Annotated in this window: 16 protein-coding genes; 12 read left to right on the top strand and 4 right to left on the bottom strand. The window is 64.4% G+C overall.

What is annotated here, in order from left to right; genetic code table 11:
• Positions 1-113 precede the first annotated feature (113 nt).
• Together U5A65_RS31220 and cysM are read left to right on the top strand one after the other, a co-directional pair.
• Complete coding sequence (locus U5A65_RS31220; RefSeq protein WP_321913835.1) at positions 114-464, top strand: ComEA family DNA-binding protein; 351 nt, start codon at positions 114-116, stop codon at positions 462-464.
• Between the two features lie 254 nt (positions 465-718).
• A complete protein-coding gene (cysM, locus tag U5A65_RS31215; RefSeq protein WP_321913986.1) occupies positions 719-1,621 on the top strand; it encodes a cysteine synthase CysM in 903 nt (300 codons plus the stop codon).
• 69 nt (positions 1,622-1,690) lie between these two features.
• On the opposite strand, the gene mltB is transcribed toward cysM, so the two are convergent.
• Complete coding sequence (gene mltB / locus U5A65_RS31210) at positions 1,691-3,001, bottom strand: lytic murein transglycosylase B (protein ID WP_321913834.1); 1,311 nt, start codon at positions 2,999-3,001, stop codon at positions 1,691-1,693.
• Between the two features lie 272 nt (positions 3,002-3,273).
• On the opposite strand from mltB, the gene U5A65_RS31205 reads away from it, so the two are divergent.
• Together U5A65_RS31205 and U5A65_RS31200 are read left to right on the top strand one after the other, a co-directional pair.
• The gene (locus U5A65_RS31205; RefSeq protein WP_321913833.1) at positions 3,274-4,200 is read left to right on the top strand and encodes a histone deacetylase family protein; all 927 of its coding nucleotides are present in this window, start codon (positions 3,274-3,276) and stop codon (positions 4,198-4,200) included.
• Between the two features lie 64 nt (positions 4,201-4,264).
• Positions 4,265-5,059: an enoyl-CoA hydratase gene (locus tag U5A65_RS31200; RefSeq protein WP_321948792.1), complete on the top strand. Its 795-nt coding sequence runs from the start codon at positions 4,265-4,267 to the stop codon at positions 5,057-5,059.
• 13 nt (positions 5,060-5,072) lie between these two features.
• Here U5A65_RS31200 and U5A65_RS31195 read toward each other — a convergent pair whose 3' ends face one another.
• A complete protein-coding gene (locus tag U5A65_RS31195) occupies positions 5,073-5,963 on the bottom strand; it encodes an alpha/beta hydrolase (protein WP_321948791.1) in 891 nt (296 codons plus the stop codon).
• A gap of 281 nt (positions 5,964-6,244) precedes the next feature.
• Between U5A65_RS31195 and U5A65_RS31190 the strand changes: the two genes are divergently transcribed.
• The 6 genes from U5A65_RS31190 to U5A65_RS31165 all read left to right on the top strand — a co-directional run bounded on the left by U5A65_RS31190 (position 6,245) and on the right by U5A65_RS31165 (position 12,631).
• Positions 6,245-7,279 (top strand): methionine ABC transporter ATP-binding protein, encoded by a 1,035-nt coding sequence (locus U5A65_RS31190; protein ID WP_321948790.1) that lies wholly within the window; start codon positions 6,245-6,247, stop codon positions 7,277-7,279.
• Complete coding sequence (locus U5A65_RS31185; protein WP_158758320.1) at positions 7,269-7,922, top strand: methionine ABC transporter permease; 654 nt, start codon at positions 7,269-7,271, stop codon at positions 7,920-7,922. The genes U5A65_RS31190 and U5A65_RS31185 overlap by 11 nt, the downstream gene beginning before the upstream one ends.
• Positions 7,923-7,977: 55 nt before the next feature.
• Positions 7,978-8,787 (top strand): MetQ/NlpA family ABC transporter substrate-binding protein, encoded by an 810-nt coding sequence (locus tag U5A65_RS31180; protein WP_321913829.1) that lies wholly within the window; start codon positions 7,978-7,980, stop codon positions 8,785-8,787.
• A 222-nt stretch (positions 8,788-9,009) separates the two neighbouring features.
• Complete coding sequence (locus U5A65_RS31175) at positions 9,010-9,759, top strand: electron transfer flavoprotein subunit beta/FixA family protein (protein ID WP_133183693.1); 750 nt, start codon at positions 9,010-9,012, stop codon at positions 9,757-9,759.
• A gap of 14 nt (positions 9,760-9,773) precedes the next feature.
• Positions 9,774-10,709, top strand: coding sequence for an electron transfer flavoprotein subunit alpha/FixB family protein (locus U5A65_RS31170; RefSeq protein ID WP_321948789.1), 936 nt, complete (start codon positions 9,774-9,776; stop codon positions 10,707-10,709).
• A gap of 134 nt (positions 10,710-10,843) precedes the next feature.
• Positions 10,844-12,631: an acyl-CoA dehydrogenase gene (locus U5A65_RS31165; RefSeq protein ID WP_321948788.1), complete on the top strand. Its 1,788-nt coding sequence runs from the start codon at positions 10,844-10,846 to the stop codon at positions 12,629-12,631.
• An 87-nt stretch (positions 12,632-12,718) separates the two neighbouring features.
• Here U5A65_RS31165 and U5A65_RS31160 read toward each other — a convergent pair whose 3' ends face one another.
• Positions 12,719-14,005, bottom strand: a complete 1,287-nt coding sequence (locus U5A65_RS31160) for a D-amino acid dehydrogenase (RefSeq protein WP_321948787.1) — start codon at positions 14,003-14,005, stop codon at positions 12,719-12,721.
• A 177-nt stretch (positions 14,006-14,182) separates the two neighbouring features.
• Between U5A65_RS31160 and U5A65_RS31155 the strand changes: the two genes are divergently transcribed.
• Together U5A65_RS31155 and U5A65_RS31150 are read left to right on the top strand one after the other, a co-directional pair.
• Positions 14,183-14,671: an Lrp/AsnC ligand binding domain-containing protein gene (locus tag U5A65_RS31155; RefSeq protein WP_321912635.1), complete on the top strand. Its 489-nt coding sequence runs from the start codon at positions 14,183-14,185 to the stop codon at positions 14,669-14,671.
• Between the two features lie 101 nt (positions 14,672-14,772).
• A complete protein-coding gene (locus tag U5A65_RS31150) occupies positions 14,773-15,936 on the top strand; it encodes a PA0069 family radical SAM protein (RefSeq protein ID WP_321948786.1) in 1,164 nt (387 codons plus the stop codon).
• 14 nt (positions 15,937-15,950) lie between these two features.
• Here U5A65_RS31150 and U5A65_RS31145 read toward each other — a convergent pair whose 3' ends face one another.
• Positions 15,951-16,424 (bottom strand): TM2 domain-containing protein, encoded by a 474-nt coding sequence (locus tag U5A65_RS31145; RefSeq protein ID WP_321936132.1) that lies wholly within the window; start codon positions 16,422-16,424, stop codon positions 15,951-15,953.
• Positions 16,425-16,483: the final 59 nt, after the last annotated feature.

Below are 16,483 nucleotides of genomic sequence, written 5' to 3'. Positions count from 1 at the left end.
GGTGGATCGTTACGTACGTTGGCTTTCTGGCCAGGTGTAACGCGAAGCCGTGACTTCATAAACTGGACTCTCCTCGCCGGCGATGGTCGCCGGCGTTTTCAGGGAGATCCAGCATGTTCCGAAAAATCCTTGCGGCGGCCGCGCTTCTGGCCGTATTCAGCCACGCCTTCGCGGCCGTGGACGTCAACACGGCCAACGAAGACGCGCTTCGCGGCATCAAGGGTATTGGGCCCGCGCGCGCCAAGGCCATTCTCGACGAACGCTCCGCGCACGGCCCGTACAAGGATGCCGCTGACCTCGGCAAGCGCGTGAAGGGCCTCGGTGGCCATACCGTCGAACGTTTGCAGGCCGAAGGATTGGCCGTCGGGCCCGCGAATGCCCAGGCGGGGCAGGCGAAGGTTGCACAGGCAACGCCCGCGAAGGCAGGGGCGCCTCAGCCGGCTACCGTGGCCGTCAAGAAGTAGGCGTCCGCTCGCGTTTGACCCCGCGCGTCGTGCGTAAGCCGCGCGGGGTGTAGTCTCCTTCAGGTGTCGCTCAGGTGAAGTCGGCCCGCGACGTTGACCCGCGGCCCGGGCCGCGGGCTTTTTGCCGCGCATCGAGATTGGGTCGCGAGCCTGCGGCCATACCAGCGTAATGGGTTCCAGCGGGGTCTCCAGCGGTCGGTGGCCGCGTGGTTTAGAATCGACGGATCACGTCATTGCGCCTTACTGCCATTCCCATGCCCTACAAGACCATTGAAGACACGATCGGCAATACCCCGCTCGTGCAGCTCGTCCGCCTGCCGGACGACGAAATCCGCGCCCGCAATAACGTCCTGCTGGCCAAGCTGGAAGGCAACAACCCGGCTGGGTCGGTGAAGGACCGCCCGGCGCTTTCGATGATCCGCAAAGCCGAAGAGCGCGGCCGCATCAAGCCGGGCGATACGCTCATCGAAGCGACGAGCGGCAATACGGGCATCGCGCTCGCCATGGCAGCGGCGATTCGCGGCTACAAGATGGTGCTCATCATGCCGGAGGACCTTTCGGTCGAACGCCGTCAGAGCATGGCCGCTTATGGCGCGGAAATCATGCTCACACCCGTCAAGGGCGGTATGGAATATGCGCGCGACCTCGCCGAGCAAATGCAGCGCGACGGCAAGGGCATCATCCTCGACCAGTTCGCCAATCCGGACAACCCGCTTGCGCATTACGAGGCCACCGGCCCGGAAATCTGGCGCGACACTGAAGGGCGCATCACGCACTTCGTTTCGTCGATGGGCACGACCGGCACGATCATGGGCACGTCCCAGTTCCTGAAGGAAAAGAATCAGGCCATCGAGATCGTCGGTGCGCAGCCGGAAGAAGGCTCGCGCATTCCGGGCATTCGCAAGTGGCCCGAAGCGTACATGCCGAAGATTTTCGACCGCAGCCGCGTGGATCGCGTGGAGAACGTGAGCCAGGCCGCCGCCGAAAACATGGCGCGCCGGCTTGCCTCGGTCGAAGGCATTTTCGCGGGTATCTCGTCGGGCGGCGCATGCGAGGTGGCATTGCGTGTTGCGCGCCAGGTCGAGAACGCGACGATCGTGTTCATCGTCTGCGATCGTGGCGACCGTTATCTGTCTACGGGTGTGTTTCCCGCTTGATTCAAGCGTAAGTGCAAACAAAACGGCCTTCGGTGTTTCCGAAGGCCGTTTTGTTTTGTGCCGCTGAAATTAGTCTTGCTGACCGGGGGGCGTCGTGCCCGTACCGTTCGGGGCACTGTTCATGCCGTTGCCATTTCCGTTGCCGCCACCGTTTCCACCATTCTCACCATTGCCGTTCGCCGGGCCCACACCCACGCCCGGCTGCGTCGCCAGCATCTGCGCCTTCACGCGCATACCCAGCTGATACACCGCAAGCGCATAGAAGAAGCTGCGGTTATAGCGCGTGAGCACATAGAAATTCTTGAGCCCGAGCTTGTACTCGGTGCCGCGTCCGGGCGAGGGCAGGTCGATCACCGTGACGGGCGTGCCCGCCTCGGCGGCGATGTCCACGTCCGGCTGATCGAGCACGAGCCCCGAGCGCAGCAACTGGCTGAGCGGCCAGCGCGGTTCCGGCTTGCCGTCCGCCGCGGCTTGCGCAATGCCGAGGCTGCCGGCGTCGGTCGCGATATTCCACACCACGGGCCGGCCCGATTCCCAGCCGTTCTGCCGCAGATAGTTCGCCACGCTGCCGATCGCGTCGGCCGTGCTCGCGCGCAGGTCGATGTGATTGTTGCCTTCATAGTCGACCGCGTACTGCACGATGCTGCTCGGCAGGAACTGCGGAATGCCGATCGCGCCCGTGTACGAGCCGAGCACCGACGACGGATCGATCTGGGAGTCGCGCGTCCACACGAGATAGTCTTCGAGATTCTTACGGAACGTTGCCATGCGCTCGGCGCGGTTCGGCGTGTTCGGATAATCGAAGGCCAGCGTGGTGAGCGCATCGAGCACGCGGAAGTTGCCCATGTAGCGGCCATAGATCGTCTCCACGCCAATGATGCCGACGATCACCTCGGGCGGCACGCCAAACTCTTCCGACGCGCGCTGCAGCGTAGCCTGGTTCGCGCGCCAGAAGCGCACGCCCGCATTGATGCGCACTGGGTCGAGAAAGCGCGCCTGATACGCGCGCCAGTTCTTCACGCCCGGAACGGGCGAGGGCGTGACGAGCTTCACCGCCGTCGCCGAATAATTCGCGCTCGCGAAGAGCGCGTGCAGCGCAGTGGGATCGAAGTCGTAGCGCGCCACCATGTCGTTGATGAAGCCATCGACGTCCGGATTGTTCGCGTAGCGCTGCGGGACGATTTCCTCTTCGAACGTCTGGCCTTGCGCCGGCGTTTGCGGCTGGGCTTGCGCGAGCGTGAGCGGCGTCTGTCGCGATTTCGGCGCGGCAGTTTGCGCGCGCGCCGCGCCGGTGCACAGCGACGCCGCAACGCAAAGCGCGAGTGCGAGGGTCGTGCGACGTGGGCGGCTGGAAGCGGACAGAGCGGTCTTGAGCGTCATGAGCGAGAGAGGGGGAGAGCGGGCCAGGAAGATCCCGGGCAGTATAACCGAGCGCCTTATGGGAATTGGGCCGTTGCGCGCCGGCGTGGCGCGTGAGCACCAGGTCGCTGTGGTAACGTGGTGTCTGTTCGCGCGCCGGCCGGCGCGCCGCCAGACAAATGCAATCAGATTGCATGGGACCAGAGTCAGGCGCCAAAGCGCCATCTCTGGCCGACAGATCGAAGGAGACCCGCGGCCGCGCGCATGCGCGAAGCCCGCGGTTAGTGCGACCCATGACGACCGGTTTCTTCTCTCACCCCGATTTTCTGCTGCACGAGATGGGCGAATGGCATCCCGAATGCCCGGCGCGCCTGCAGGCCATCGAAGACCAGCTGATCGCGAGCCGCATCGACGCTCTGATCGAGCGCGACGAATCGGCGCCGCTCGCGACCGAGGCGGACCTCCTGCGCGTGCATACCCAGGCGCACATCGACTTCATCCGCAACACGGCGCCCACGGAAGGCTACGCGAGCATCGACCCCGACACGCTGATGAATCCGCACACGTGGCAGGCGGCGCTGCGCGCGGCGGGCGCGGCGATCGCAGCCACCGACGCGGTGCTCGCAGGGCGCTACGAGAACGCATTCTGCAGCGTGCGGCCGCCCGGACATCATGCGGAGCCCGCGCGCGCGATGGGCTTTTGCTTCTTCAACAACATCGCGATCGCGGCGCGCCATGCGCTGGAAGTCCATGGTCTGCAACGCGTGGCGATCGTCGATTTCGACGTCCATCACGGCAATGGCACCGAAGCCGCGTTCGCGGGCGATTCGCGCGTGCTGATGTGCAGCTTTTTCCAGCATCCGTTCTATCCGTACTCGGGGGCCGAGAATCCGGCGCCGAATATGGTCAATCTGCCGATCGCGGCGCGCACGAAAGGCATGGAAGTGCGCGAGGCCATCGACATCATGTGGCTGCCGCGGTTGCACGAGTTCAAGCCGGAGATGGTGTTCGTCTCGGCGGGCTTCGACGCGCATCGCGAAGACGACCTCGGCAACATGGGGCTCGTGGAGGACGACTTCGCGTGGATCACGGAACAGATTCGCGAGATCGCGCGCCGCTATGCGAAGGGGCGCATCGTGAGCAGCCTCGAAGGCGGCTACAACCTCTCGGCGCTGGGCCGCAGTGTGGTGGCGCATTTGCGCGTGCTGGCCGATATCTAGGCAACCCGCGCCGCTTTGGGCGCGGACCCGCATCGCACACATTCGAACGTAGGAGACACGCATCGTGAATGCCAATCCCTGCTCATCGCCAACGCTGATTGAAGTGACGCGCGACGCGTACGGCGTGCCAGGCGTCGTGCGCCTCACGCTGAATCGCCCGGATGCGTTCAACGCGCTTTCCGAAGCGCTTATCGATGCCGTGCAGGCCGAACTCGCCGCGCTCGCGAAATCCGATGCGCGCGTGATCGTGATCGCTGCAGCGGGCCGCGCGTTCTGCGCGGGCCACGATCTCAGGGAAATGCGCGCGGCGCCCTCGCACGAGTACTACGCGAAGCTGTTCGAACGCTGCTCGAAGATGATGCTGGCCATTCAAAAGATGCCGCAGCCGGTGATCGCGCGCGTGCAGGGCGTGGCGACGGCGGCGGGCTGCCAGCTCGTCGCGATGTGCGATCTGGCGGTGGCGGCGGACACGGCGCGCTTTGCCGTGTCGGGCATCAATCTCGGGCTCTTCTGCTCGACGCCTGCCGTGCCGCTCTCGCGCAACGTCTCGCGCAAGGCGGCCTTCGAGATGCTCATGACAGGCGAATTCATCGACGCGGAAAAGGCGCTGCGCGAAGGCCTCGTGAATCGCGTGGTCCCCGTCGACGAACTCGACGCCGCCGTGACGGCGCTTGCCGCGAGCATCTGCGCGAAACCGCGCGAGGCGGTCGAGGCCGGCAAGGGGCTCTTCTACCGGCAGCTCGAAATGGGCATCGAAGCTGCGTATCAACTGGCCGGGCAGACCATGGCCTGCAACATGATGACCGACCCCGCGCTCGACGGCGTGCAGGCATTCATCGAGAAGCGCGCAGCGAAATAGCGCGTCTGGCCGCTCAGCAGTGCTGATCGATCCAGTCGATCATTGTGCCGATCACGCGTTCGCGATCGAGGTCGTTGAGCGTTTCGTGGTAGCTGCCTTCATACAGCGTGAGCGTGCGATCGGGCGATCCCACGTTCGCGCCGAACGCGCGGCTGCCGTCGGGCTCGGTGAGCTTGTCCTCGGTGCCATGCCAGATCAGCACGGGTAGCCGCAATTGCGCGCGGCCCGCTTCGATGCGCTTCATCGCTTCCAGCAATTGCGCGCCCGTGCGCGCGGGTATCGCGCCGTGATGCACGAGCGGATCGGCGCGATTCGCTTCGACCACGGCGGGGTCGCGCGAAAGCAGGGCCGCGTCGATCTTCATCGCCGGAAAGGTTGGCCAGATCGCGCTGATCACGCGGCTCGCGGCGATCATCCATGCGGGCACGTCGCGGCCCGGCGCGAGCGCCGCGCTCGAGAGCAGCAGGCCCGCGAGCGGCACGCGCGTTTGCGGCAGGCGCTCGACGGCGTAGAGCGCGGCGATCGCGCCGCCCATGCTGTGACCCATCAGGAAGAGCGGTGTGCCCTGTGCTGCGCATTGCGTGCTCGCGTGGGCGACTAACGCCTCGGCGTCGTCGAGATATTCGTCGACGCGCGCAACCCAGGTGCGGCGGCCAGGCGCATGGCCATGGCCGCGCAGATCGATTGCGTAGACGTCAATGCCCGCGGCGTTCAGCCGCGCTGCGAGCGCCGCATAGCGGCCCGCATGTTCCGCCAGGCCGTGAACCAGCGCGAGGGCCGCGCGCGGCGGCGCGCTCGCGCGCCAAACGTAGAGCGGCAGTTCGACGCCGTCGCGCGTGCGCAGCGTCGATCGCTCGGTGGGTTCCATGGCGTCGGCCGCGCCGGTTTTCTGACTGGTCTCCATCTCGCTCCCTGGTTGGGCGGTTCGTTTTCGGTATCAGTCTGTCGGCAGCAGTGTAGCGGCCGGGCGAGCGCTGACGCGCTGCCAGCGCCCTCTAATGCAAACGAGTTATGAAAATATCGAAATTGATTATTAAAAGGAATTTTGCGTGCCAGGGTAAAATGGCGAGCTAAATCCAGTCCATCAAACGGCGGCTGTCTGCCGGCGCGACGCGTTTTCCGAGAATCCGAAAGGGGCGGTCAATGCGAGCGGCGCGCGGCACACCCGCCGTTTTGCTTTTTTCCATGATCGAAATTCGAAACGTGTCCCAGCGCTTCGCCGGCCCACAAGGCTGGATCGAGGCGCTGCACAACGTCAATCTGACGATTCCGCCGGGCGAAGTGTTCGGCATCATCGGGCGCAGCGGCGCAGGCAAGAGCACGCTCGTGCGCACCATCAACCTGCTCACGCGGCCCACCGAAGGCGACATCGTCGTCAACGGGCGCACGCTCACGTCGCTCTCGTCGGCCGACCTGCGCGAGGCGCGTCGCGAGATCGGTATGATCTTCCAGCACTTCAACCTGCTGTCGTCGCGCACGGTATTCGACAACGTCGCGCTGCCGCTGGAGCTTGCTGGCGTGAAGCGCGCCGAGATCGAAGCGACGGTGCTGCCGCTGCTCGAACTCGTGGGCCTCACCGCACAGAAGGACCGCTATCCCTCGCAGATCAGCGGCGGCCAGAAGCAGCGCGTGGGCATTGCGCGCGCGCTCGCGAGCAAGCCGAAGGTGCTGCTTTCGGACGAGGCGACCTCCGCGCTCGACCCCGAAACCACGCGCGCGATTCTCGACCTGCTGCGCAAGATCAATCGCGAGCTGAACCTGACCGTCGTGATGATCACGCACCAGATGGAAGTGATCAAACAGGTTTGCGACCGCGTGGCCGTGCTCGATGCGGGCCGCGTGGTGGAGAGCGGCCCCGTGCTCGACGTGTTCCTGCAGCCTCGCCACGAAGTCACGCGCGCGCTGCTCGGCGACGTGATCGCCCAGGAATTGCCGCCCGCGCTCAAGGCGCGCGTGGCCGAGCGCCTCGCGAAGGGCAGCGGCCACTTGCTGCGCCTCGCGTTCAAGGGGACGGGCGTCGACCAGCCGGTGTTGTCAGAAACGATTCGCCGCTTCGAACTCGATTTCAACATCCTGCACGGCCAGATCGACGAGATCCAGGGGCAGGCGTTCGGCTCGCTCGCGGTGCTTGCGGCCGGCGATCCGGTGAAGGTGGCGCAGGCCATTGCATGGCTGCGCGAGCAAGGTGTCGTGGTGGAGGAACTGTCCCATGTGGAGTGAAATGTTCGACATGTTCGTCCAGTCGTTCTGGGAGACGCTCATCATGGTGGGCATCTCGGGACTCGTGGGCGCGGCCATCGGCCTGCCGCTCGGCGTGCTGCTCTATCTCACCGACCGCAACGGCGTGCTGCAGAACATCGCCGCGAATCGCGTGATGGGCGTGATCGTCAACGCCGTGCGATCCACGCCGTTCATCATCCTGCTCGTCGCCGTGATTCCGTTCACGCGTGTCGTGGTCGGCTCGTCGATCGGCACGGCGGCCGCCATCGTGCCGCTCACCATTGCCGCTGCACCGTTCATCGCGCGACTCGTGGAAACGGCGTTGCGCGAAGTCGATCGCGGCCTGATCGAAGCCGCCCAGGCCATGGGCGCGAGCACGAGCCAGATCGTCTTCAAGGTGCTGCTGCCCGAGTCGCTGCCGGGCGTGGTGGCGGGGCTCACCATCACCTTCATCTCGCTCGTTGGCTATTCGGCCATGGCGGGCGCGATCGGCGGCGGCGGTCTTGGCGACCTCGGCATCCGCTACGGCTATCAGCGCTTCGAGCCCGAAGTCATGCTGATTGTCGTCGTGATCCTGATCGTGTTCGTGCAGCTCGTGCAGTCGTTCGGCGACTGGCTCGTGCGGCGCCTGAGCCATAAATAAGCCTGAAAACAGGCAGTTTTTCGATCAACATCACTACACAAGACAAAGGTTTGGTATGCAACGTCGTTTCATGATCCGGCTCGCGGCAGCGCTTGGCGCGGCTTCGCTGATCGCTCCGCTGCTTGCACCTATGACGGCGCACGCGGACGAAACCATCAAGGTGGGCGTGACGGGCGGCCCGCACGAGCAGGTGATGGAAGTCGTGAAGAGCGTGGCCGCGAAGAACGGCCTGAACATCAAGATCGTCGAGTTCTCCGACTACGTGCAGCCGAATGCGGCGCTCGCGGGCGGCGACCTCGATGCCAACAGCTACCAGCACGGGCCGTATCTCGATGCGCAGGTGAAGGATCGCGGCTACAAGCTCATCAAGATCGCGGACACGGTCACGTTCCCGATGGGCATCTACTCGAAGAAGATCAAATCGCTGTCCGAACTGAAGCCGGGCGCTCGCATCGCGGTGCCCAATGATCCGACGAATGGCGGCCGCGCATTGCTGCTGCTGCAAAGCCAGGGCCTTATCAAGTTGCGCGCCAACGCAGGCTTGAAGGCGACGCCGCTCGACATCGTGGAAAACCCCAGGAAGCTGAAGATCGTCGAACTGGACGCCGCGCAGATTCCGCGTTCGCTCGACGACGTGGACGCCGCCGCGATCAACACCAACTTCGCGATGGAAGCGGGCCTGAAGCCGAAACAGGACGCGATCGCGATCGAAGACCCGAAGGGGCCTTACGTGAATATCCTCGCGATTCGCGAAGCCGATCGCAACAAGCCCTGGGTGGCGAAACTGATCGCCGCGTACCACTCGCCGGAAGTGAAGCAGTACATTGAAACGAAGTTCGGCGGGGCGGTTATCACCTCCTGGTAAGCCCCTGCAGGCCGTGAAATTAGAGATATTTTTCGGCGCCCGGGCTTGATGCCCGGGTTTTTTCCACCGTAAAATCGCACGATCGTTCGCTACTGATGGCCGGAGTGAAGCAGGGGGTGCGGCAGCGGTGGTTCGTGAAAATTGCTGGTGGCAGATCGGCCCGACAGGGCTATCGCTATAATGTCCGCCAGGTTGACGTATTCGTAACTTCGGAGCATGTGAATGAAAGTCCTTGTGCCAGTCAAACGCGTAGTCGATTACAACGTGAAGGTTCGTGTGAAGTCGGACGGCACGGGCGTCGATATCGCCAACGTGAAGATGTCGATGAACCCGTTCGACGAAATCGCCGTGGAAGAAGCGGTGCGTCTGAAGGAAGCGGGCGTGGCGACGGAAGTCATCGCCGTTTCCGCGGGCGTCACGCAAGCGCAGGAAACGCTGCGCACGGCGCTGGCCATCGGCGCGGATCGCGCGATCCTCATCGAGTCGAACGAAGACCTGCAGCCGCTGGCTGTCGCCAAGCTCCTGAAGGCGCTGGTCGACAAGGAACAGCCGCAACTGGTCATCCTCGGCAAGCAGGCTATCGACGACGATTCGAACCAGACCGGCCAGATGCTCGCCGCGCTGGCGAACCTGCCGCAAGCGACGTTTGCATCGAAGGTGGTCGTGGCTGACGGCAAGGCGACCGTGTCGCGCGAAGTGGACGGCGGCGCGGAAACGCTGTCGCTCACGCTGCCCGCCGTGGTCACGACGGACCTGCGCCTGAACGAGCCGCGCTACGTCACGCTGCCGAACATCATGAAGGCGAAGAAGAAGCCGCTCGAAACGGTCAAGCCGGAAGACCTGGGTGTTGACGTCACGCCGCGTCTGAAGACGCTGAAGGTTGCCGAGCCGCCCAAGCGTAGCGCAGGCGTGAAGGTGCCGGACGTGAAGACGCTGGTCGAGAAGCTGAAGACGGAAGCCAAGGTGCTGTAAGGAGCGAGACGAAAATGACGAATCTGGTTATTGCTGAACACGACAATCACTCGATCAAGGCCGCGACGCTGAACACCGTTGCAGCAGCACAGAAGATTGGTGGCGACGTGCACGTGCTGATCGCGGGCCACAACGCGCAAGCAGCAGCGGACGCAGCCGCGAAGATCGCAGGCGTTGCAAAGGTGCTGCTCGCCGACGCGCCGCAACTCGAACAGGGTCTTGCCGAGAACGTCGAAGCGACGGTTCTCGCCATCGCGAAGAACTACTCGCACATCCTCGCGCCGGCAACGGCTGCGGGCAAGAACGTCACGCCGCGTATTGCCGCGAAGCTCGACGTCGCGCAGATCAGCGACATCACCGCCGTGGATGCGCCGGACACGTTCGAGCGTCCGATCTACGCGGGCAACGCGATCGCAACGGTCCAATCGGTCGATCCGGTCAAGGTCATCACCGTTCGCACGACGGCGTTCGACGCCGTTGCGGCCGAAGGCGGCAGCGCAGCCGTCGAGAAGCTCGAAGCCGCAGCGGACAGTGGCCTCACGCAGTTCGTCGGCCGTGAAGTCACGAAGCTCGACCGTCCGGAACTCACGAGCGCGAAGATCATCGTCTCGGGCGGCCGGGGTCTGGGCAGCGGCGAGAACTACACGAAGGTGCTGGAGCCGCTCGCCGACAAGCTCAACGCAGCGCTCGGCGCCTCGCGTGCTGCAGTTGACGCAGGCTACGTGCCGAACGACTACCAGGTCGGTCAGACGGGCAAGATCGTCGCGCCGCAACTGTACGTGGCGGTCGGCATCTCGGGTGCGATCCAGCATCTGGCCGGCATGAAGGACTCGAAGGTCATCGTCGCGATCAACAAGGACGAAGAAGCGCCGATCTTCAGCGTGGCCGACTACGGCCTCGTGGGCGACCTGTTCACGGTCGTGCCGGAACTCGTGAAGGAACTCGGCTGAAGCTGGCCGGTGTATCTTGCGACGAGCGCCGCGATCATGATTGAGTGCGCGGCGTGAGACGAAGCAACAAAGGGGCGCTGCGGCGCCCCTTTGTCATTTGAGGAGCCGCACTCTGGAAAGGGGAGGAGACTGACATGTACCAGGCGCCAACGAGCGACATGCTGTTCGTCATGAAGGAATTGGCCGGCCTCGAAGAGATCGCGAAGCTGCCGGGCGGCGAAGACGCCACGCCCGAGACCGTCGAAGCGGTGCTGCACGAAGCGGCCAAGCTATGCGGCGAAGTGCTGGAGCCGCTGAACGCCGAAGGCGACCGCAATCCGAGCCGCTGGGAAAGCGGCAACGTGCATGCCACGCCCGGTTTCAAAGCGGCATTCCGGCAGTACGTGGAAGGCGGCTGGCAGGGCGTGCAACATCCTCAGGAATACGAAGGACAGGGCTTGCCGAAACTCGTCGGCACACCGTGCGTGGAAATGCTCAACGCGGCGAATCTCTCGTTTGCGCTGTGTCCGCTGCTCACCGACGGCGCTATCGAAGCACTCCTCACCGCCGGAAGCGAAGTGCAAAAGCAGCGCTTCGTGCCGAAGCTCATCTCGGGCGACTGGACCGGCACGATGAACCTCACCGAGCCGCAGGCGGGCTCGGATCTCGCGGCCGTGCGCACGCGCGCCGAGCCGCAAGGCGATGGTACGTTCAAACTTTTCGGCACGAAGATCTTCATCACGTGGGGCGAGCACGACATGGCGGAGAACATCATCCATCTCGTGCTCGCGCGCACACCCACTGCGCCTGAAGGCGTGAAGGGCATTTCGCTTTTTATCGTGCCGAAGTTCCTCGTCAACGAAGATGGAACGCTCGGTGCGCGCAACGACGTGCACTGCGTGTCGATCGAGCACAAGCTTGGCATCAAGGCGAGCCCGACCGCCGTGCTGCAGTTCGGCGATCATGGCGGCGCGATCGGCCAGCTGATCGGCGAAGAGAATCGCGGCCTCGAATACATGTTCATCATGATGAACGCAGCGCGTTTCGCCGTGGGCATGCAGGGCGTGGCCGTTTCCGATCGCGCGTACCAGAAAGCGCTCGCCTATGCGAAGGAGCGCGTGCAGAGCCGCCCGGTGGATGGCTCGGCGAAAGCGGCGGTGAGCATCATCCATCACCCGGACGTGCGCCGCATGCTTGCGACGATGCGCGCCCTCACCGAAGCCGCGCGTGCACTCGCTTACGTGGCGGCGGGCGAGAGCGATCGCGCGCATGGCGATCCCGATGAGGCGGTCCGCGCGCGGCATCAGGCGCGTTACGAATACCTCGTGCCGATCGTGAAGGGCTGGAGTACCGAACTCGCGCTGGAAGTGACGAGCCTTGGCGTGCAGGTGCATGGCGGCATGGGCTTCATCGAGGAAACGGGCGCGGCGCAGTTCTACCGCGACGCGCGCATTCTGCCCATCTACGAAGGCACGACGGCGATTCAGGCGAACGACCTCATCGGGCGCAAGACGCTGCGCGACGGCGGCGCGGCGGCGAAGGCGTTGCTTGCCGATATCGCGCAGACCGTCGACGCGCTAGCAGCGCAACAAGGCGCGGCGTTCGAGTCGATGCGCAAGCATCTTGCACTCGGCCGCGAGGCGCTCGCCTCGGCCGTGGACTTCGTGCTCGCGAAGGCGAAGAGCGATCCGAACGCGGTGTTCGCGGGCAGCGTGCCGTATCTGAAGCTGGCGGGCATCGTGCTGGGCGGCTGGCAGATGGCGCGCGCCATGCTCGCCTCACAGCGTCTCATGCAGGACGACCCGAAGTTCCATGGCGCGAAGATCGCCACGGCGCAGTTCTTCGCGCAACACGTCTTGCCCCAGGCTGTGGCGCTCGAAGCGGCGATCGTCAGCGCAAGCGGCAGCGAGGGCGTGCTGGCGCTGGCGGAAGATCAGTTCTGACGCCGCGCGCCAATCGTAGCGAGCGAGTCGAGAAATGAAACACGGCGCCCCAGAGGCGCCGTGTTCGTTCATGCTGAAAGCGTTGCTTCAGGCATAAGCCGGGCGATGCGAGCCCTGCGTGTCGCCGAGATAGCGGTGGACCGAAAGATCGTCGGCGCGGATGGCGGGTTGCTTGCCCGAGATCAGGTCGGCGAGCAGTTGGCCCGAACCGCACGACATGGTCCAGCCGAGCGTGCCGTGGCCTGTGTTCAGGAACAGGTTCGAGATCGGGGTGCGGCCGACGACCGGCGTGCCGTCCGGCGTCATCGGGCGCAGGCCGGTCCAGAAGGTGGCCTTCGTCGTGTCGCCGCCGCCCGGGAACAGGTCGTTCACGCACATTTCGAGCGTTTCGCGACGGGCTTGCTTGAGCGACTTGTCGAAGCCGACAATCTCGGCCATGCCGCCCACGCGGATGCGATCGTCAAAACGCGTGATCGCGATCTTGTAGGTTTCGTCGAGCACGGTCGAGACCGGCGCGGCGTCGGCGTTGACGATCGGCGCCGTGATCGAATAGCCCTTGAGCGGATAGACCGGAATCTTCACGATGTCCGCGAGCATCTTCGTCGAGAAGGAGCCGAGCGCGACCACGAACGAATCCGCGCGCACCAGTTCCCTGCCGCATTGCACGCCCGCGATACGGTCGCCCTGCAGGACGAGCTTGTCGATCGGCGTGTTGTAGCGGAATTTCACGCCCAGCTGTTCGGCCATCGCGGCAAGGCGCGTGGTGAACATCTGGCAGTCGCCGGTTTCGTCGCCGGGCAGACGCAGGCCGCCCGTGAGCTTGCCCGACACCGCGGCGAGCGCGGGTTCGGCGCGGCCCAGCTCGTCGGCGGTGAGCAGTTCGTACGGAACGTTCGCGTCCTTCAGCACGGCAATGTCCTTCGCCGCGCCTTCGAACTGCTGCTGTGTGCGGAACACCTGGAGCGTGCCGCCCGTGCGGCCTTCATATTGAATGCCCGTGTCGGCGCGCAGTGCCTGCAGGCAGTCGCGGCTGTATTCGGCGAGGCGCACCATGCGACCTTTGTTGAGCGCGTAACGCTCGGCCGTGCAGTTCTGCAGCATCTGCCACATCCACTGCAGCTGGAATTTCGTGCCGTCCAGACGAATAGCGAGCGGCGCGTGCTTCTCGAACATCCACTTGATCGCCTTGAGCGGCACGCCAGGCGCGGCCCACGGCGCAGCGTAGCCCGGCGAGATCTGGCCGGCGTTCGCAAAACTGGTCTCAAGCGCGGGACCGGCTTCGCGGTCGATCACCGTCACTTCGTGGCCCGCGCGGGCGAGATACCAGGCGCTGGCCACACCGACCACACCACTGCCCAACACGACGACTCGCATAGCTGCTCCGTATAGATTCGTTGGGGCTACGCCGTGTTGCCGGGGCCCTGGAAGCGGTGTTTTGGCACCGATAGGGTGGAAGGCATGAAAATTCGCGTGTAGCCAGTATTTGTAGCTATGCTATTGTTGTATGCCTAGGTTTTGTTATCGTATTTTTCAGATTTTCGGGAAGAAATCATGAGAACGCAACGCCAGCCGGTCCGCGCGCTCGACCGGCTCGATCACCGCATCCTGAAACTGCTCCAGGAAGACGGCCGCATGGCCATGAAGGACCTCGCGGAACAGGTCGGGCTTTCGGTGACGCCGTGCATCGAGCGGGTGAAGCGCATGGAGCGCGACGGGGTCATCACGGGCTATTTCGCGCGCGTGAATCCCGCGGTGCTGGGCGCGGCGCTGCTCGTGTTCGTGGAGATCACGCTCGACCACAAGAGCGGCAATATGTTCGACCAGTTCCGCCGCGAAGTGCAGAAGATTCCCGAAGTGCTGGAGTGCCATCTCGTCTCGGGCGACTTCGACTATCTGATCAAGGCCCGCATCGGCGAGATGGCAGACTATCGCAAGCTGCTGGGTGACATCCTCTTGCAACTGCCCGGCGCGGTTCAGTCGAAAAGCTACGTGGTGATGGAAGAGATCAAGGAGACGCTGACCATCGCCGTGGGGGAGTGAGCGGCTGTCAGCGCCCCGTTTTTAGGACTCGACAACGCGGCTCAGTACTGTATATTTGTACAGTATTGAGCCGCGTTTTTTATGTCCTGTTCACTTTAGCCGTGACCGATTCCCGCCACCCCGATCCCGATACCGATACCTGGTATCCCGTTGCGCCGCCCACGGCACGCAAAGGGCGCGGTGCGGTTACGAACCTGCAAGGGCGCTATGAAGTGGACCAGCGCGAAGCGTTCGACGATGGTTGGCAGCAGGCGGGCGAAGGCGAGGAGGGCCAAGGGGACGAGGCCGACCACAACAGTGAGCCGAAGTTGCGCACCGAAGTCTTCGAAGAGCGTGCGAAAAGCATCCTCACGCGCAACCAGTCGCCGGACATTCCGTTCAACGTCTCGCTCAATCCATATCGCGGTTGCGAGCACGGTTGCATCTATTGCTTCGCGCGGCCCACGCACAGCTATCTCGGTCTCTCGCCGGGGCTCGATTTCGAAAGCCGTATCTACGCGAAGGTGAATGCCGCAGAACTGCTGGCGCGGGAGATCGCGAAGCCTTCGTACGAGCCCGAGCCCATTGCGCTCGGCGTGAACACCGACGCCTGGCAGCCGGTGGAGCGCGACATGCGCATCACGCGGCGCGTGGTCGAGGTACTGGCCGAGCGTCAGCATCCGTTCGCGGCCATCACGAAGTCCTCGCTGATCGAGCGCGATCTCGATCTGCTCGCGCCGATGGCCGCGCGCAAGCAGTTCATGGCGGCGATCACGATCACCACGCTCGACGCCGATATCGCCCGCTCGCTCGAACCGCGTGCGGCGACCCCTGCGCGTCGCCTGCGCACCATTCGCACGCTAGCCGAAGCCGGTGTGCCGGTCGGCGTGAGCATCGCGCCTGTCATTCCGTTCGTGACCGAGCCCGACATGGAGCGTGTGCTCGAAGCCTGCGCCGAGGCCGGCGCAACGAGCGCGAGCTATATCGTGCTGCGTTTGCCATGGGAGGTCGCGCCGCTCTTCCAGGATTGGCTGGCGGCGCATTTCCCGCAGCGCGCCGAGCGCGTGATGAGCCGTGTGCGCGACATGCGCGGCGGCAAGGACTACGAGTCGGCGTTCTCGCAGCGCATGAAGGGCACGGGGCTTTGGGCCGACCTGCTCAAGCAGCGCTTTCACAATGCCGTGCGGCGCCTCGGGCTCAATGAGCGGCGTCACGGCATTCTCGATATGTCGGCGTTCGTGCAGTCGAAAACCGTGCGCGAGAAGCCGCAACTCGACTTGTTCTGATCGGGCTCGCGGCGCTACTGCGAGATGGCCTTTGCGGCCTCGACCTGCGACTCGAAATAGGTCTGGAAAGAGAGCGCGAGTCCCGTCATCAGCAGGAATGCGCCAATCAGCAGCGAAAAGATCACGACGAAGATGACCGTCCAGCCCGAGCGGCTTGTGCGGCCTTGCTCCACGAACGCGGCGTTGAACTGCGCGTCCCATTTGGCGTCGGGGCGCAGCCCATACACGATTGCCGCCAGAAACGCCGAAATGACGGAAACTGCGCCGATCACGGCGAGGCCCCAGCCGGGAATCGAGGCGCGTTCGGTTGCGACGAGCAGCAACACGCCCGGAATGCCGATTAGCGTGCCGAACAGATGCGCCCAGCCCCACACGTCGCGCGGACCATACAGATAGAAGCGATGTGCGCCGAGGCTGCCAAACAGGAACGCGAGGGCGGCGGTGAGGGTCTTGGAGCGAAAGCGTGCGGGGTTGTTTTCGTTGGGCATGGGCTCGGGCATAACGTGAACGTTTGGCCGTCATGGGCGCATCACGTCATCGCACACGG

The organism is Paraburkholderia sp. J10-1 (assembly GCF_905220165.1).
GTDB lineage: Bacteria > Pseudomonadota > Gammaproteobacteria > Burkholderiales > Burkholderiaceae > Paraburkholderia.
Note: the sequence above shows the minus strand (reverse complement) of the source record. Positions and strands in the feature narration are given on the sequence as shown.

Excerpts from the sequence above, each read along its gene's own strand:
- U5A65_RS31220 (WP_321913835.1), top strand. The coding sequence starts at position 114 with ATGTTCCGAAAAATCCTTGCGGCGGCCGCGCTTCTGGCCGTATTCAGC.
- cysM (WP_321913986.1), top strand. The coding sequence starts at position 719 with ATGCCCTACAAGACCATTGAAGACACGATCGGCAATACCCCGCTCGTG.
- mltB (WP_321913834.1), bottom strand. The coding sequence starts at position 3,001 with ATGACGCTCAAGACCGCTCTGTCCGCTTCCAGCCGCCCACGTCGCACG.
- U5A65_RS31205 (WP_321913833.1), top strand. The coding sequence starts at position 3,274 with ATGACGACCGGTTTCTTCTCTCACCCCGATTTTCTGCTGCACGAGATG.
- U5A65_RS31195 (WP_321948791.1), bottom strand. The coding sequence starts at position 5,963 with ATGGAGACCAGTCAGAAAACCGGCGCGGCCGACGCCATGGAACCCACC.
- U5A65_RS31190 (WP_321948790.1), top strand. The coding sequence starts at position 6,245 with ATGATCGAAATTCGAAACGTGTCCCAGCGCTTCGCCGGCCCACAAGGC.
- U5A65_RS31185 (WP_158758320.1), top strand. The coding sequence starts at position 7,269 with ATGTGGAGTGAAATGTTCGACATGTTCGTCCAGTCGTTCTGGGAGACG.
- U5A65_RS31180 (WP_321913829.1), top strand. The coding sequence starts at position 7,978 with ATGCAACGTCGTTTCATGATCCGGCTCGCGGCAGCGCTTGGCGCGGCT.
- U5A65_RS31175 (WP_133183693.1), top strand. The coding sequence starts at position 9,010 with ATGAAAGTCCTTGTGCCAGTCAAACGCGTAGTCGATTACAACGTGAAG.
- U5A65_RS31170 (WP_321948789.1), top strand. The coding sequence starts at position 9,774 with ATGACGAATCTGGTTATTGCTGAACACGACAATCACTCGATCAAGGCC.
- U5A65_RS31165 (WP_321948788.1), top strand. The coding sequence starts at position 10,844 with ATGTACCAGGCGCCAACGAGCGACATGCTGTTCGTCATGAAGGAATTG.
- U5A65_RS31160 (WP_321948787.1), bottom strand. The coding sequence starts at position 14,005 with ATGCGAGTCGTCGTGTTGGGCAGTGGTGTGGTCGGTGTGGCCAGCGCC.
- U5A65_RS31155 (WP_321912635.1), top strand. The coding sequence starts at position 14,183 with ATGAGAACGCAACGCCAGCCGGTCCGCGCGCTCGACCGGCTCGATCAC.
- U5A65_RS31145 (WP_321936132.1), bottom strand. The coding sequence starts at position 16,424 with ATGCCCAACGAAAACAACCCCGCACGCTTTCGCTCCAAGACCCTCACC.